This is a genomic window from Megasphaera hexanoica (assembly GCF_043520715.1).
GTDB lineage: Bacteria > Bacillota > Negativicutes > Veillonellales > Megasphaeraceae > Megasphaera > Megasphaera hexanoica.
In genome coordinates, this window is the sequence record NZ_CP171361.1 from 2,245,401 (window position 1) to 2,262,242 (window position 16,842).

Consider the following 16,842-nt stretch of genomic DNA (forward strand, 5'->3'; position numbering starts at 1 on the left):
TTTCGACAAAAAACTAACAACACTTCCTGCGGACTGCGAACTGCGATTCCAGTTGTACGACTGCCTGTATTAGTGTATAGTGAAAAGATACAGGAAGCAGAAACTGTGAGGTGTTCGCTTTGAAACGCTTAGGACCGGGTTCAGTCCGCTATTATTTTTATCATGAAAAAAAATTACTGCTCATCGTCACGCTCAGTGGCATTTTGTATAATGTCGGCATGATTGCCGCTCCCTGGTTCGACGGGCAGCTGGCACAATGCCTCTATGATATTTTTGCCGGCAGCAGGACGGCAGCAGATATGTACGTTCTCTGTCTGTCCTACGCCCTTGTCATTCTCGGCGTCCAGAGTTCGCGCTATGTCAAGCGCCTGTACGTCCGGAAATTTGCCAACAATATCAGTCTGTCCATGAAAGATATACTCTACCAGCACCTGGTCCAGACACCAAAGAGGGATATGGAACGGGCCGATACGGGAGCATTAATGACTAAGGTCATTTCTGATATCGATACGTGTGTCGAAGGAATGCGCAAATTCACGACAGAAATCTTTGATACGGGCATTGTCATGGTGACCTATGTGGTCATGATCGCCTGGTATGACTGGCGCCTGACCCTATGCGTCCTGGTCTTCCCGCCCATCGCTTACGCCCTGGCCAATAGTCTGCGCCGCACGGTCGCTATGACGGCAGCCAGGAGTAAAGAGAGCAGCGGCGCTTTGTCAGGAATAACACTGGACCGCATCAGCAATGCCATGACATACCGCGTCTACGGCGAAGAAGCCGTGCAGGACCAGCGCTATGAAGATTATCTGACTGATTATGAAAAGAAAATGATTCTGGCCAATCTCTGGGAAAACGCACTCCAGCCGATTTACAAAGTCATCGCTATGATTGGCACGATACTGGTCATCTGGTCCGGTGGCCACAATGTCCTGGGAACGGGCTGGGAAACGTGGGATATTGCCGCCTTCTCGACGTATCTGGCCTGCTTCATCAGACTGGCGACAAAATCGTCCCATGCGGCCAAACTGTTCAACGCTATCCAGAAGGCCCAGGTTTCCTGGCTGCGCATCCAGCCCCACCTGCGGGCCGCCAGTACACTTCCCCGGACAGTGCCGCCGGCGGCACCGGCTTATCTCACCGTCCGACATCTTTCCTTTACCTACCCCGGCAGTGACGTGCCCATTTTTCAGGACCTTTCCTTTTCAGCCCGTCCCGGAGACATTATCGGAATCACCGGTCCCGTGGCCTCTGGCAAATCGACACTGGGACTGGCTTTTCTCTGCGAAAATCCGCATGGCGGCCAGATTCTTTTTGGAACGCAGGAGCTGGGCAATGGCCATACATCTCCCAAGGGCATCGCCGGTTATTGCGGCCACGACGCAGAGCTCTTTGCCGGCACGATTGAAGAAAATATCCGTCTTGGCAAAGGCGGCGACATCATCCCCGTTCTGAATGCAGTCTGTATGGATCAGGATTGCGCGTCCTTTCCTGACGGAATCCGGACCCTCATCGGCGAGGGGGGACAGCGCCTGTCCGGTGGCCAGCAGGCCCGCATCGCCCTGGCCCGGACTCTATTTCATCCACGGCCGCTACTGATTCTCGACGACCCCTTCGCCGCCATCGATATGGCGACAGAACGAGCTATTTACAGCCACCTGCGCCGAGACTGCAAAGACCGCATCATCCTTCTCATCTCGCATCGTCTGACTCTTTTCCCAATGCTCGACCAAATCATCTGGCTGAATGGTGACGGGAGCAGCATCGCCGCCACCCACGAAGAATTGTATGTATCGTGCCAGGCCTATCGGAAACTCTATGACCTGCAGCATGCCCAGGGAGGTGGTTCCCATGGGTAATGTCTTTTTACAGACCTTACGGAAGAACAGCCTGCTCCTGCTGATCCTCATCCTGGCTATCATCGCGTCCATCGCCGTGAGCATTACACCGCCGCTCATCCTGCAGTATATCATTGACAGCCTTGTCAGCGGCGCTTTCAGCACCTACCCCCTGATGGCAGCCGGTGTACTCTATTTCACTCTCAATGCCGGAAGTGGTCTCGTCGATGCCTTCAAAGAAACGCTGATTACCATATTCGGCCAGAAAATCACACATGATCTGCGCTCGGCCATGTGCCGGCGTCTTGACGACCTTCCGGCATCATACTTTGTCAACCACGAAGCCGGTGCCGTCACATCACTTTTCGTCAATGACGTCGATACGCTGGAAAACCTCTTTGATTCCGGCGTGGTCAGTATGATTGCCGACGTATTCACGATTTTCAGTATCCTCGCCGTCGTATTCCATCTGAGCCCGGGGCTGGGCGCACTGATCTGTATCTGCCTTCCCCTGCTCTTTCTCCTGACCCGCTACTTCCAAAAACGCATGCTCCAGGCCCAGCGGGACAACCGCATCGCTGTCAGCCGGACAAATGAACTCATACCAGAAACGGTTCACAATATCCGCACGATCCATACCTGCCAGCAGGAACGCTATATGCGCCAGCGCTATGGCCGTACGATCCGCGATAGTTTCGAGGCCATGGAACGGAGCAATTTCTGCGATTCCATCTATTCGCCCATCATCATCACCAGTTGCACAGACATCATCTGCCTGATGATGTCTCTGTCTGTCAGCAGTCCGTCCCTGCAGGAACTATTCGGCATGACCGTCGGCAGTGTTGTCGCTCTCATCGCCTATGTACGCCGTATCTTCTCGCCCTTGGAAAGCATCGGCATGGAAATCCAGAATATCCAGTCTGCCGTCGCCGGCATTGGCCGCCTGAAAGATTTCTTCGCCGAACCCGTCCAGGAAAAGAACGGCACGATGGAACCCGACCCGGCTGCAACACCGCTTGTCATCGGAGATGCCGCCTTTGGCTACGGCAAGGAAGCCGACATTTTCCATCACTTCACTCTTATCGTAGAAGCCGGGGAAATGGTTACTATCACCGGCCGCACGGGAGCCGGCAAAAGCACCCTCTTTAAGCTCATCCTCGGCCTCTACCGGCCCCGGCAGGGCCAGGTCCGCGTCTTCGGCTGCGATCCGTCCCGCATGGCTGCTCCCCTCCGCCGTCAGGTCTTCGGCTATGTCGAACAGCAGTTCCACGCTATCCATGGCACCGTTGCCGATCAAATCAGCCTGAAAGACCCGAGAGTTACACCGGAAGCAATAGAAAAGGCACTGCATCTCGTCGGCCTTTGGGATACATGCCACGCCCTGCCCCAGGGATTGGCTACGCCTTACAAGCCAGAGTTCTTTTCCCGTGGCCAGAGCCAGCTCCTGTCCATCGCCCGGGCCGTCGTCATGGACCCGCAAATCCTCTTGTTCGACGAAATCACAGCCAACCTCGATTCCCTCACAGAATCCCAAGTTCTTCAGGCTCTGCAGGCAGTTGCCCAGAACCGGACCGTCCTCTCTATTTCTCATCGTCTTTACGAATCCCAGGGAGGCCGGCGCATCGTCATCGGAGATCCGTAGGAATCGCAGGTCGCTAGCTGATGGCTGCCGGTCGCACAAAAAAAAGAACCCTCACCGTCATGCAGCAGATGCACTATAAAAGAGAGCATCTGTTGCATGCGTCTGAAGGGTTCTTTTTTGCTGCAAACTATAAACTTTGTACTACAGGCTATTTCACCGGTGCTTCGATGGGATCGTAGTCAGCCGGTTTATCGGTGATAGCCGCTTCGTCGATGGCCGACGGTATGGGATTAAATCCCTGCCGGAAGAGAGACTTGATGGCAGCGATATAGGGAGGAACGATGGTGTCCATAAGGAGATAGCGCTTGCGGAAAAGATTGCGCTTCTGGGACTTGATTTCGCCGTATTTGCGTCGTTTTTCTTCGATAGGCAGGCGGAAATACCACTGTTCCTTACTATCAGGTACGGCACCTTCACCAACCCAGAAGTCATTGAAATTGGTCTTCTTCGAGCGGTTGCCGCGCAGCATGTGGCTGTTAGTATAGAAGCCTTCGTCGGTTATGACGTACATATCGTGAATGCCCAGTGTCTGGACGAAAATGCGCATCAAGTAAAGAATAAAATTCTTCGGACGGTATCCAAAAAGCTTTTTAGTCAGGACTTTCGTCGTTTCCAGGCCGTGTTTTGATCCCTGGATAGTACCGATATACATGGACGGTGTGCCATCAGCATTGTAGTCAAAGCGGAAATTAAAATGGTAAATCATCTGGCCTTCGTGATAGAGATAGAGTGACAGGAAGCCTTCCTTGCGCTGGCCCGTATCAAAGATGAGCCGTGCTTCCAAGGGCAGCGATTCATCCGGCGAGGTCCACAGGGTATAGCCATTTCCCCAGTACAGTTCGTGAATGACGTCATCGGAAAAGAACGTCCGCAAGATAGTGAAATGGTGCTTCAAGGCATCGAGGCGCTGGCGCATGGTCGAATTCTTGAATAAGAAGACGCGGGTCATGACTTCCTGGAAATCAGGATCATGCTGGTCAAAGAATCCTTTCATGGGTTCATAGTGATTGAAGAAATCGTACAATTCTTCAAACAAGGTCCGGTTAGATATGGCACGGGCAAAAAAAACGACAGCCCGCTTGTTTTCCTGGAAATTCCGTGGTCCGTATATAAGGCGCGATAAGTGCCAGAAATAGGAAATGCTGTGCATGAAATACCTCCTATCGAGTACAACTGCAATAATTGCAATAGTACTATTATACGGGCAAGACAAGCGGGCTGTCAATGTAGGATTAGTGGCTGGTGACTGGCTGCCAATCGTTATAATTTTCTAACAACATTTGACGGGACGTGGGACAAGTCGCGGACACCGGTAATCATCATGGCATCCATGAGTTCCCGCTTCAATGTATCCAGAAGCAGTTTGACACCTTCCGCCCCGCCACCGATAGCGGCTACGGCAGCCGGACGTCCCAAAAGGACCGCATCAGCACCGAGAGCCAGCATCTTCAGTACGTCTTCGCCGTGACGGACACCGCCATCGACGAAAATCGTCAGCCGGCCTTTAACGGCATCAGCTATGCCCGGCAGCACATCCGCCGTACCTGCCATGCCGTCGAGGACACGGCCGCCGTGATTGCTGACGACAATGCCTTTTGCTCCGGCATCGGCACAGGCAACGGCTTCTTCCGGCGACATGATGCCTTTTACGATGAACGGCAGCTGGATGGATTTCACGATTTCTGTAATATCACTGGCGCTCTTAGGTCCTACTGGCTGGCCAAAGATGCGCATATTGATCAATGTCGCCGCATCAATATCGCTGGCAACGGCGAAGGCGCCAGCAGCTTCCGCTTCATGGGCTTTTTCTATGATTTTGTCATTGCTGCGGGGTTTGATCGTCGGGATGACTACGCCCGGGCGTTTCTTACAGGAAGCAATACCCGAAGCATACATATAAGGAGCTCCACTGTCTCCAGTAAAGCACAGCGTACCTGCGTCCATGGCGCCCTGTGTCACGGCTTCATCATATTCCTGTTCTACTGTAGCCGGATCACCGTCTACCTTGGCATTCAGAACAATCCCACCGACAGGTGCAATGAGTACAGGCATACTCAGTTTGCGTCCCAATATCTGACAGCTCGTATCCGGTTCATCCTGTCCGGACATGCTGCGCATGACCAGGCCGTATTCCTGCAATGCTTCCATATTGCGCATAAATGAACGGGCCGTGCGCAGGCCGCCAAAACCGGGAATCATGCCGACGCAGGCTTTCCCATTACATTCGGGACAGACATGACAGCCTTTCATTTTCTGACGCGCAATGTCACGTACTTCTTTCAAATCCATTTGACATACCTCCTTAAGTTGTATACATGTATGACACTTTATTTATATTGTACTGCAATGCATCCTGTTACGCTATAGAAAAATGCATCTATCATAAAACAAAAACGGGACTGCCCGAAGACAATCCCGTCGAATCCGCCTGTAGAGACAGACTTAGTCCATTTTTACAAAAGCGTCTTTACCAGCGCCGCAGGTAGGACAAACCCAGTCATCAGCCAGGTCAGCAAATTTTGTGCCTGCTGCTACGCCGTTGTCAGCGTCGCCTTCTGCTTCATCATAAATATAACCACAAATAGTGCATTCGTATTTGTCCATGATTCTACCTCCAAAATCATACTAAATCTTAGTAAATAATTATGTTTCACTCATCACATCATATCATGGTCCTATAAAATTTGCAACTGAAAAATGTATATATGGTAGTGTTCCTAATGGACACACTACCATAAGGCCAAAGGTACATGCGAATTTACTTTGCCCGTTTCATCATATTCAAATCGACGATGCCCGTAGAATAGGGAGCTACTTCATAGAGCCCGAACAGGAAATGGATATTCCCCGCTTTATCGAGATAATAGTTTTCCGGAAGCTGTGTCAGGCCGGTAAAATAAGAAGAAAGCTGATACTTGCTGGAGAGCAACGCCTGATTGATTTTTTTGATCGTAAAATATTTTTCATCGCCCGGCTTGATAATTTCCTGCCAGGTTACTTTTTTCCCCGTCGTCAAATCAAACGTTGTCCCTTTTTTCCAATGGGTCGGGTGAGCATCCCGGCCAAAATAGATTTGTCCCGATTCGACGATGGATAAATAGGTACCATCATTATGCGTTACTTCATAAGATTTCGTTTCCGTGACAAAACTATGATTGCCGGCTTTATCTTTCTGCTTATTGAAAAAATCCTGCGTTTCTTTCTGTTCATCTGCATAATACTGACGGATTTGTGCCGTCGCTGCCGCATTTCCCATGACCGTGACGTCGGGATAGGACATTTCCAGATAACTGTCTCCATCTTCTGACCGCGGCATCTGTACCATCTGAACATCGGCAGGCGGCGCCGCCAGCGCGACTGATGCTGTCAACAGAGCAGCGCTGAGCATAGCTAATATTTTTTGTTTCATCGAAAATCCCTCCTCTGATACTTCGTAATATTACTTCAATTGAGTTTGTTTCCGTTTTTCATCTGTTCCCAGGCGGAAAAAATAATATACATTTTCAGCTGTCTGACGAGTCATTCCCGGTACAGCCGCCAATTCATCAATTTCTGCCTGTTTCATGTCATCGATCGTTTTAAAGTGCTGCCACAGCGCCTTGCGCCGTGCCGGACCGATGCCTTCGATATGGTCCAGAATAGAAACGAGACTGCGCTTTCCCCGCAGATGCCGGTGGTAGGTAATAGCAAAACGATGCGCCTCATCGCGGATAGCCTGCAGCAGCTGCAGCTCCGGCGTATGATGGCTGAGGATAATTGAATCGCTGCGCCCTTCGACAAAGACTTCTTCTATGCGCTTGGCCAGACTGATGACCGGCGCCTCACACCCGGCCTGCCGTATGATTGGCAGAGCGGCATGGAGTTGTCCCTTGCCGCCATCGATGACTATTAAATCAGGAACGGGCCAGTCTTTTTCATTATACCGCCGTTCCATGATTTCCGCCATAGATTTAAAATCATCGGGCTTTCCCTGTACGGTTTTTAATTTAAACCTCCGGTACTCACTGCGTGCCGGCTGACCATTTTCAAAAACTACCATAGACGCAACCGTTTCGATACCCTGGGTATGGGAAATATCAAAACATTCCATCCGTTCCGGCAGGGACGGCAGGTCCAGCACCCGGGCCAGAGCCTGGACGGCACCGCTCGTCTTATCCGTATCATGCTGCCACTGGAGCCGTCTCTGTTCGAGCAGGACGCGGGCGTTTTCTTCCGCCATGGCGAGGAGTTTCTTTTTACTGCCCCGCTGGGGAATGATTAGGTTGACCTGCTGGCCTTTCAGCTGGCTCAGCCGCCGTTCACAATCTTCCTGTTCTGCCACAGCGGCTACGACAATATCCCGCGGGATAAACGACTGGGCCGTATAATACTGGTCAATGACAGCTTCCGTCATATCGGCGGCTGACTCATCATCGCTGTGATCCAGACTGAATGTCTCCCGTCCCATAAGCCTGCCGCTGCGGATGGTATAAATCTGGACGCAGGACTGTCCGGCGTCACTGGCCAGTCCCAATACATCCATATCGCCGCCCTGGGTAACGATGTTCTGCTGGGACTGAATGACCCGGATGGCTTCTATCTGGTCCCGGTACACAGCTGCTTTTTCAAATTCCAGCTCATCCGATGCTGTTTCCATTTTTTGCTGTAAATCCCGTATGAGCGGCGTATTCCTTCCTTCCAGCAGATCCACGGCCTGCCGGACCAATTCCTGATAATCAGCTTTTGTAATATAGTGCACACAGGGCGCATCGCAATGTCCCATATGATACTGCAGGCACGGCCGGTCTGCTTTGAGATTGCGGCAGGTCCGGATGTGGAAGGCACGCTGCATCAGTTTCAGGACGCGGTGCACTGCCCCGGCATCGGCAAAGGGGCCGAAATACCGGGCACCATCACGCAGGACCCGCCGGGTCATGCAGACCCGCGGATAGTCGTCCTGCAGCGTCACCTTGATATAAGGATAGGTCTTGTCATCGCGAAGCATGATATTATACCGGGGATGATGCTTCTTGATGAGCGTATTTTCCAGAATCAGCGCTTCCATTTCATTGGCTACGACGATGGTTTCCAGATCGACAGCATGACTGATCATAGCCGCCACTTTGACGGCCCGGTTGGCATCGTTGCGGACGTAACTTTTGACGCGGTTGCGCAGATTGACTGCCTTGCCCACATAAATAATATGACCTTTGGCATCTTTCCATAAATACACGCCGGGCTGGGTCGTCAGATTATTCACTTTTTCGAGCACGGCCTGTGAAAATGCCACTATTGGTCACCTCGTTCTTCCATGAGTTTCCGCGTCCGTTCCAGTACGGGTTTCAGGAATTGCCCCGTATACGACTGCGGGACAGCGCAGATATCTTCCGGCGTCCCCGTCGCAACGACCGTGCCGCCTCCGTCGCCGCCTTCAGGTCCCAGATCGATGAGATAATCAGCCGCCTTGATGACATCGAGATTATGTTCAATGACAACAACCGTATCTCCGCCATCGACGAGGAGCTGCAGGACATCCATCAGCTTGTGGATATCCGCCGTATGCAGCCCAGTCGTCGGTTCGTCGAGGATATACAACGTGCGCCCGGTACTTCTCTTGGAAAGCTCTGTCGCCAATTTTACCCGCTGGGCTTCCCCGCCGGATAAGGTCGTCGCAGGCTGTCCCAGTCGGATATACCCGAGACCGACCTGCTGGAGCGTTTTCAGTTTATTGAGGATGCGCGGAATCTGGGCAAAGAAATCGCAGGCTTCATCTACGGTCATGTTCAGGACATCGGAAATCGTCTTGCCTTTATACTTTACTTCCAGCGTTTCCCTGTTGTACCGCGTACCATGGCATACTTCACAGGGCACGTAGACATCGGGCAGGAAATTCATTTCGATGCGGATGATGCCGTCGCCCCGGCAGGCTTCACAGCGCCCGCCTTTGATGTTGAAACTAAACCGGCCGGCTTTATAGCCACGGACCTTGGCTTCCGGCGTCTGGCTGAACAGCTGGCGGATGAAATCAAAGACACCCGTATAGGTAGCCGGGTTGGATCGGGGAGTCCGTCCGATAGGCGACTGGTCGATATTGATGATTTTATCGATGTATTCTGTGCCGCGCAATTCTTTAAATTTTCCCGGCCGGTGGGGCGTACCATACACGGCTTCTGCCATCCCTTTATAAAGGATTTCATTGACCAGTGTCGATTTTCCTGAACCAGATACACCGGTCACTACCGTAAGTGTTCCCAGAGGAAAGGCTACATCGATATTTTTTAAATTATGTTCTGCCGCACCGACGATTTCAATCTGCGTTCCATTTCCCGGACGGCGCTGTGCCGGAACAGGGATGAATTTCGTCCCTTTCAGATACTGTCCAGTCAGGGATTCCGGGCATGCCATGATATCTTCCGCCGTCCCCTGGGCAACAATCCGTCCCCCATGTTCTCCGGCTGCCGGCCCGATATCGAGAATATAATCGGCCGCCCGCATGGTATCTTCGTCGTGTTCTACGACAATCAGGGTATTTCCCAGGTCGCGGAGATGCTTCAGGGCACCGAGCAGTTTGTCGTTGTCCCGCTGATGAAGGCCGATAGACGGTTCATCGAGAATATACAGGACGCCGACCAGACCAGAACCTATCTGCGTAGCCAGGCGGATGCGCTGGGCTTCCCCGCCTGACAGTGTACCGGCTGTCCGGGACAATGTGAGATATTCCAGCCCTACGGTCCGCAGGAAATCGAGGCGGGCCCTGATTTCTTTGAGAATCTGTTTGGCAATCAGCTGCTGCCGATGGCTAAGTTCCAACGTATCAAAAAAGTGAATCATATCCGTCACGGATAAATCTGTCAGCTCATGGATGTCCAGTCCGCCGATTTTAATAGCCAGCGCTTCCGGCCGCAACCGGGCCCCATGACAGGCCGTACACGGCTTGACCGACATAAACTGGCCAAACTGGTCGCGCATCATATCTGATGAAGCTTCGCGGTAACGGCGGCGCACCATCGGTATAACCCCTTCAAAGGGCGTCGAGAATGTCTTAACTTCACCGCGCAGATTTTCATATTCAAAGACACATTCATCATCCGAACCGTAGAGCAATTTCTGCTGCAGTTCTTCCGGCAGGTCATTATAGCAATTCTGTATCGTAAATCCATACGGTTTCAAAAGGCCTCCCAGCTGACGCATGAACCATGAATCGGGATTACTGCTGAGGGCAGCAATACAGCCGTCGGCAAAGGATACATCACCATGAGGCAGACACAGATGGGGATCAACTTCCATGGTACTGCCGATGCCTGAGCAGGCCGGACAGGCACCAAAGGGACTGTTGAACGAAAACAGGTGAGGCTCGATTTCCGGCAGGCTCACATGACAATCGGGGCAGGCAAAATGCTGGCTGTACGTCACAGTTTCTTTCGTGCTCATGCGGAAGACATGGACGATGCCTTCGCCTAATTTCGCTGCCGTTTCCAGAGAGTCAGTCAGCCGAGTCAGGATACTGTCCTTGATGACCAGGCGATCGACAATGACTTCGATAGTATGCTTCTTATTCTTTTCCAGAGGAATATCGTCCGACAAAAGATAGACTTCTCCATCGACGCGCACCCGGACATATCCATCTTTGACCAGACGGGACAATACTTTCTGATGAGTCCCCTTTCGCCCATCGACGACGGGTGCCATAATCATGACTTTTTCTCCGTCACCCAGAGCCATGATGGAATCGGCCATCTGCTGGATTGTCTGCTGGCGGATGGGCTTGCCGCACTTCGGGCAGAACGCTTCCCCGGCACGGGCATACAGCAGTCGCAGGTAATCGTAGATTTCTGTGACCGTCCCTACAGTAGACCGGGGATTCCGGCTCGTCGTCTTCTGATCGATAGAAATAGCCGGCGACAGCCCTTCAATGTAATCGACATCGGGCTTATCCATCTGTCCCAGGAACTGGCGGGCATACGCTGACAGCGATTCGACATATCTCCGCTGTCCTTCGGCATAAATCGTATCGAAAGCCAGGGATGACTTCCCCGACCCGGACAGGCCGGTAAATACGACTAGTTTATCCCTGGGTATTTTTACATCTATATTCTTCAGATTGTGCTGTCTGGCACCTTTGATGACAATATACTTATCTTGCACTTTGTGCCTCCCGTTTGAAGTTTGACGTCTGATGTTTGATGTTTGAGGTTTAATGAAAAACGGGCCGTTACGGCCTGCAAACTGCGGCCTGCGATTTATCTCTTCTTCGCATCGGGCCGCTTGATTTTGCGCCGGTACCGCCGCTTCGGCATGTCACTTCCCTGCATCTCTTTAGGCAGCGTATCGTCCTGGCTCATATCGGCCAGTTTCTGCCGTAATTGTCCCAGGCGGTCCCGCAATTCTGCCGCTTTTTCAAATTCCAGACTCTTGGCAGCCTGCTTCATCTGCAATGTTACCGTCTGGATGACCTTGTGCAGCGCATCCCGGGTCAGCGGTTTATCCGTACTATGACCATACTCTTTCTGGTCCTCTGCTACTTTCGTCAGTTCTATCAGATCGACTACCTCTTTTTTGACCGACTTGGGCGTAATATGGTGTGCTTTATTATAGGCATCCTGCACTTTCCGACGCCGTTTCGTTTCATCTATGGCACGGGCCATGGAATCGGTAATCTTATCGGCATACATGATGACCTTGCCATGGACATTACGGGCTGCCCGGCCCATAGTCTGGATGAGAGCCGTATCGGACCGCAGGAACCCTTCTTTATCGGCATCGAGAATAGCCACCAGCGACACTTCCGGCATGTCGAGACCTTCACGCAGCAGGTTGATACCAACCAGGACATCAAACACGCCGGCCCGCAGGTCCCGGATGATATCGGCCCGTTCGATGGTAGCAATATCGGAATGGAGATAGCGCACGAGCACTCCCATTTCTTTCAAGTAATCCGTCAGGTCTTCTGCCATCTTTTTCGTCAGCGTCGTGACCAGCACCCGTTCATGGCGCTCACGGCGTTTGCGTATTTCACCCAGGAGGTCGTCCATCTGGCCGGCAATGGGGCGGACTTCCACTTCCGGATCGAGCAGTCCCGTCGGCCGGATAATCTGCTGGGCCAGATTAGTCTGCACTTCCATTTCATAATCTCCCGGTGTGGCGCTGACAAAAATAATCTGATTGATCCGTTCCGTAAATTCATCAAAAGTCAGGGGCCGGTTATCCAGGGCCGACGGCAGGCGGAATCCGTATTCGATGAGCGACTTCTTGCGTGAACGGTCACCGGCATACATGGCCCGCAGCTGTGGCAGTGTCACGTGGGATTCATCGACCATGATGAGGAAATCGTCAGGGAAATAGTCGAGCAGCGTATATGGTGCCTGCCCGGCTTTCCGTCCTGCCAGGTGGCGGGAGTAGTTTTCAATCCCTGAACAATACCCCATTTCTTCCATCATTTCCATGTCGTAACGGGTCCGCTGTTCCAGCCGCTGTGCTTCCAGAAGAGGGCCTCCATCTTTTAGCTCCCTGAGCCGTTCATCCAGTTCTTTCCGGATGGTTCCCAGTGCCCGTTCCATCTTGTCTTTCGTCGTAACATAATGACTGGCCGGATAAATCGCCACGTGTTTCCGTTCGGCAATCACTTCCCCGGTCAGTACGTCCACTTCGGTCAGCCTGTCGATTTCATCGCCGAACATTTCGATGCGGATGACGGAATTATCAAAAGCCGCTGGAAATACTTCGATGGTGTCACCGTGGACGCGGAATGTCCCCCGTTCCAAACTCACATCATTGCGTGTATACTGGATATCGACCAGCTTGTGCAGGATTTCTTCCTGTGGCTTTTCCTGCCCCAGCCGCAGAGAAACGACGAGTTCGCTGTAATCTTCCGGATCGCCCAGGCCATAGATACAGGACACGGACGCGACGATAATGACATCACGCCGTTCAAAGAGGCTCATCGTCGCCGAATGGCGCAGTTTATCGATTTCATCATTTATAGACGCATCTTTTTCAATATACGTATCGGTCGAAGCAATATACGCTTCCGGCTGATAGTAATCGTAGTAACTGACAAAGTATGCTACTTCATTATCGGGGAAAAACGCCTTGAATTCACTGCAAAGCTGGGCAGCCAGCGTCTTGTTGTGGGCAATGACCAGCGTCGGTTTCTGCACGGCTTCAATGACTTTGGCCATGGTAAACGTCTTGCCTGTCCCCGTAGCCCCCAGCAGGACCTGCGCCCACTGACCAGACTTTACCCCTTCAGCCAGTGATGCAATGGCTTCCGGCTGGTCTCCCATCGGTTCATATGGCGCAACGACCCGGAACGGATGAGACGTATCATAATCTTTATTTAAATGCGATTGTATATCCATAGCAGACCTCGAATCAGAACAAAGGAATAGCAATTTTCCGTTATCCCAGTATAGCATATTGGCGAACATATGTACAGAAAAAGGAGACTGCACGACAGGACAGTCTCCTTGATGATAACAGGACAATACATACCACCCATCGGTTTAGGCCGGTATCCGTTTTTTCATTTGTCGTACATTATAGACTAATGCCGCTGTCGTAACGATGAACGCCGCCCCGTCACTGACGGCTCCGGCCAGCCAGATGCCATCCAGACCCAGGAACGAGGAAAACAGATAGACACAGGGAATGAGGAAAAAGACCTGGCGGTTGATCGTAAAGAACAGGGAAAAGAGGGGTTTATTGACGGCCTGGAAATAATTTCCCGCTATGATGGAAGAGCCGACGACGGGCGTCATCACCAGATATATACGCATCGCTCTCACCCCGACGCGGAGCAGGTCCGGTGAATCGTTAAAAATACGGATGATTTCCTGGGGAAACACTTCGGCGATGATAAATCCCAGAATGCTGACCCCCGTTGCCGCCAACAGAGCCAGTCGGAGTGTATGCAGGACGCGGTCATACTTTCTGGCCCCAAAATTGAATCCTAAAATAGGCTGGGCCCCCATGCTGATGCCGACGACAGGCATAAAAATGAGCATCATAAGCCGGTTTATGATGCCGTAGGCAGCTACTGCCGTCACGCCGCCATAAAACTGGATTTGTACATTGAAGACGACCATGACAGCTGTGGCAGCCAGCTGCATCATAAAGGGAGAACAGCCTATTTTGACGATATCCAGTATACTATGCAGCCGGGGACGGAGATATTTCCACCGCAGCTTCAGCACAGCCGGGCCCCAGATAAAATACCAGGTGACCCAGACAGCCGCTACGGCTTGTGCCAGTACCGTTGCCAGTGCCGACCCGCTGATTCCCCACTGGAACGTGAACACAAACAAGTAATTCAGTATGACGTTAATGATACCTGCTATGATTTGTGTCGCCAGGGCCGTCCGTGGATCTCCCTGGGCGCGGATGACATTGTTGATGCCAAAACCGATGTGCTGGAATACACTGCCTACGAGAATAATGCTGATGAAATCGTGGGCATAGGGCAGGACAGCCGGATCCACTCCCATGAAATCCTGCAGCAGGGAATCGAGATACCACAGGAACAATCCGGTCGTTACAACCATGATGGCAAACATCAGGGTAAAGGCATTCCCCAGTATACCTTCTGCCCGGTCTGTCCGCCCCTGTCCCAGGCGGATAGAAATGATATTGGCTGAACCGACACCGATGAGCATGCCAAACGCCATGAGCAGGGTCTGAACCGGGAAGGCAACGGTGACAGCTGTCAGTGCCAGTTCACCAATGCCCTGGCCAACAAAGATACTGTCAACTACATTGTACAAGGCCGTAATGACCGTACCGGTAATGGCCGGGACTGAAAATTTCCAGAGCAGCCTGCTGACCGGCTGGGTTCCTAAAAACGAAGCATCTCTCATCTATCCGGGTCTCCTAATCTATTATTAAATATATACTATAGTATACCACAGCCTCTGATGGCGCTGCGATACTGCATCTGGCAAAAAAACAGGAACTGCCATCACAGCTTTGATGACAATTCCCGTTCAGTCTATCCTCATGATTTCAAAATTATTATATTCGATAACTCAGCGATTCAGTACGCCCGTTCCCGGTCCTTCTGCTTTCGTATCGTCTTCAATACAGTCTTTTACCAGGTCATTGACAATAGTCCCGGCAATAATCAGCCCTGCTACCGACGGTACAAAGGAAATACTCCCCGGTACAGAACGACGGAAGTCACAGCTGTGAGAGCTCCCGGGCGGACAGATGCAGTTGGCACCGCAGCCGCTCTGACGGCGTTTCAACGGCTGTTCTTTGGAGTACACGACTTTTAATTTTTTTATATGCCGCTTCTTCAGTTCACGGCGCATGACCCGTGCCAGAGGATCTACGCTGGTCTTATAAATATCGGCTACTTCAAATTTCGTAGGATCCAGCTTGTTGCCGGCCCCCATGCAGCTGATAATAGGGATATGTCTCTTATCTGCTTCCACGACGAGGGCGATTTTTCCGGTCATCGTATCGATAGCATCGACGATATAATCGTAGTGCTGCTGGAAAAACTTGTCCGCTACATCAGGCATAAAAAATTCTTCTATCGTATCGACAACAGCCTGGGGATTGATATCCAGAATCCGCTGCTTCATCATTTGCGTCTTCTTTTTGCCAACCGTCTTCGATGTCGCATGAATCTGCCGGTTGATATTGGTCAGACAGACCAGATCATTATCGACGAGAACAAAATGACCGATACCGGAACGAGCCAGACCTTCAGCCACATAAGAACCGACACCGCCAATCCCAAAAATAGCTACCGTCGTCTGTGCCAGCTTTTCCATGGCAACATGACCCAGCAATAATTCCGTTCTGGAAAAACGTCCCAACATAATAACAAGTTCCTTTCTATCTCTATAGTGACAGACTATTATATCATAAATTTTCCCTAGTATCCAGTTCTATTTCTTCTCATTAGAACGAAAATACGTCTTCGAATGCTATCATCCAGCATATGCTGCAAAGGAACACAAGAAACCAGGAAAAAAAACTACTGACTCTTTTGCACGGCGGTACTGTTGCCGCCATAATCCGTGAAGGTTTAATATACAAGGATATTTCCCAAAATAAAGACGGACTTTACACGCTCTTATTGATGACCGGTTATCTGACAGCTGTAAAAAATACGCCGGCTCCCAATGGGCGCCTTTGCCAGCTCATGATTCCCAATGCTGAACTGACCCATGTTTTCCAAAGCGAAATTCTCAACCGATTCTGTGCGGATTCAGGCGATGTGTCTGATTTATAATCGAAAAACAGCATTATATAGCTGAATTCAAGCAGAAGCAGATACCATCTGTCTTGAAATACGGTATTGTATTCTGTGGGAAAAAGATTCATGTTGCTATGTAATAAGTGGCTCATCGATAAAACCTGATCTGGAATAAAAAAAAC

At 51.3% G+C, this 16,842-nt stretch carries 11 protein-coding genes; 2 read left to right on the forward strand and 9 right to left on the reverse strand.

Annotated features, from left to right (window positions below):
* Positions 1 to 119 precede the first annotated feature (119 nt).
* Together ACGTIC_RS11025 and ACGTIC_RS11030 are read left to right on the forward strand one after the other, a co-directional pair.
* On the forward strand, positions 120 to 1,859 hold the full coding sequence (locus ACGTIC_RS11025; RefSeq protein ID WP_113856532.1) for an ABC transporter ATP-binding protein: 1,740 nt from the start codon (positions 120 to 122) through the stop codon (positions 1,857 to 1,859).
* Positions 1,852 to 3,480, forward strand: coding sequence for an ABC transporter ATP-binding protein (locus tag ACGTIC_RS11030; RefSeq protein ID WP_113855633.1), 1,629 nt, complete (start codon positions 1,852 to 1,854; stop codon positions 3,478 to 3,480). Before ACGTIC_RS11025 ends, ACGTIC_RS11030 begins: the two co-directional genes overlap by 8 nt.
* A 148-nt stretch (positions 3,481 to 3,628) precedes the next feature.
* On the opposite strand, the gene ACGTIC_RS11035 is transcribed toward ACGTIC_RS11030, so the two are convergent.
* The 9 genes from ACGTIC_RS11035 to ACGTIC_RS11075 form a co-directional block, all read right to left on the reverse strand.
* Positions 3,629 to 4,630 carry a VirK/YbjX family protein gene (locus ACGTIC_RS11035; protein WP_113855632.1) on the reverse strand — a complete coding sequence of 334 codons (1,002 nt, stop codon included), beginning with the start codon at positions 4,628 to 4,630 and terminating at the stop codon, positions 3,629 to 3,631.
* 110 nt (positions 4,631 to 4,740) lie between these two features.
* Positions 4,741 to 5,769, reverse strand: a complete 1,029-nt coding sequence (locus tag ACGTIC_RS11040; RefSeq protein WP_059075384.1) for an alpha-hydroxy-acid oxidizing protein — start codon at positions 5,767 to 5,769, stop codon at positions 4,741 to 4,743.
* Positions 5,770 to 5,922: 153 nt separating this feature from the next.
* On the reverse strand, positions 5,923 to 6,084 hold the full coding sequence (locus tag ACGTIC_RS11045; protein ID WP_059075385.1) for a rubredoxin: 162 nt from the start codon (positions 6,082 to 6,084) through the stop codon (positions 5,923 to 5,925).
* Positions 6,085 to 6,238: 154 nt separating this feature from the next.
* Positions 6,239 to 6,889: an RsiV family protein gene (locus ACGTIC_RS11050; RefSeq protein WP_075581310.1), complete on the reverse strand. Its 651-nt coding sequence runs from the start codon at positions 6,887 to 6,889 to the stop codon at positions 6,239 to 6,241.
* Positions 6,890 to 6,919: 30 nt separating this feature from the next.
* Positions 6,920 to 8,749, reverse strand: coding sequence for an excinuclease ABC subunit UvrC (gene uvrC / locus ACGTIC_RS11055; protein ID WP_113855631.1), 1,830 nt, complete (start codon positions 8,747 to 8,749; stop codon positions 6,920 to 6,922).
* Entirely contained in the window at positions 8,749 to 11,604 is a 2,856-nt protein-coding gene (gene uvrA, locus ACGTIC_RS11060) for an excinuclease ABC subunit UvrA (RefSeq protein ID WP_113855630.1), read from the reverse strand. Before uvrA ends, uvrC begins: the two co-directional genes overlap by 1 nt.
* 95 nt (positions 11,605 to 11,699) lie before the next feature.
* Positions 11,700 to 13,817: an excinuclease ABC subunit UvrB gene (uvrB, locus tag ACGTIC_RS11065; protein WP_113856531.1), complete on the reverse strand. Its 2,118-nt coding sequence runs from the start codon at positions 13,815 to 13,817 to the stop codon at positions 11,700 to 11,702.
* A 144-nt stretch (positions 13,818 to 13,961) separates the two neighbouring features.
* Entirely contained in the window at positions 13,962 to 15,311 is a 1,350-nt protein-coding gene (locus ACGTIC_RS11070; protein ID WP_113855629.1) for an MATE family efflux transporter, read from the reverse strand.
* 168 nt (positions 15,312 to 15,479) lie between these two features.
* Positions 15,480 to 16,280, reverse strand: a complete 801-nt coding sequence (locus ACGTIC_RS11075) for a ThiF family adenylyltransferase (RefSeq protein ID WP_059075390.1) — start codon at positions 16,278 to 16,280, stop codon at positions 15,480 to 15,482.
* Positions 16,281 to 16,842 lie beyond the last annotated feature (562 nt).

Bases quoted from the DNA above. Each gene is read 5' to 3' on its own strand.
- ACGTIC_RS11035 (WP_113855632.1), bottom strand. From the start codon at position 4,630: ATGCACAGCATTTCCTATTTCTGGCACTTATCGCGCCTTATATACGGA.
- ACGTIC_RS11075 (WP_059075390.1), bottom strand. From the start codon at position 16,280: ATGTTGGGACGTTTTTCCAGAACGGAATTATTGCTGGGTCATGTTGCC.
- uvrB (WP_113856531.1), bottom strand. From the start codon at position 13,817: ATGGATATACAATCGCATTTAAATAAAGATTATGATACGTCTCATCCG.
- ACGTIC_RS11045 (WP_059075385.1), bottom strand. From the start codon at position 6,084: ATGGACAAATACGAATGCACTATTTGTGGTTATATTTATGATGAAGCA.
- ACGTIC_RS11070 (WP_113855629.1), bottom strand. From the start codon at position 15,311: ATGAGAGATGCTTCGTTTTTAGGAACCCAGCCGGTCAGCAGGCTGCTC.
- ACGTIC_RS11030 (WP_113855633.1), top strand. From the start codon at position 1,852: ATGGGTAATGTCTTTTTACAGACCTTACGGAAGAACAGCCTGCTCCTG.
- ACGTIC_RS11040 (WP_059075384.1), bottom strand. From the start codon at position 5,769: ATGGATTTGAAAGAAGTACGTGACATTGCGCGTCAGAAAATGAAAGGC.
- ACGTIC_RS11050 (WP_075581310.1), bottom strand. From the start codon at position 6,889: ATGAAACAAAAAATATTAGCTATGCTCAGCGCTGCTCTGTTGACAGCA.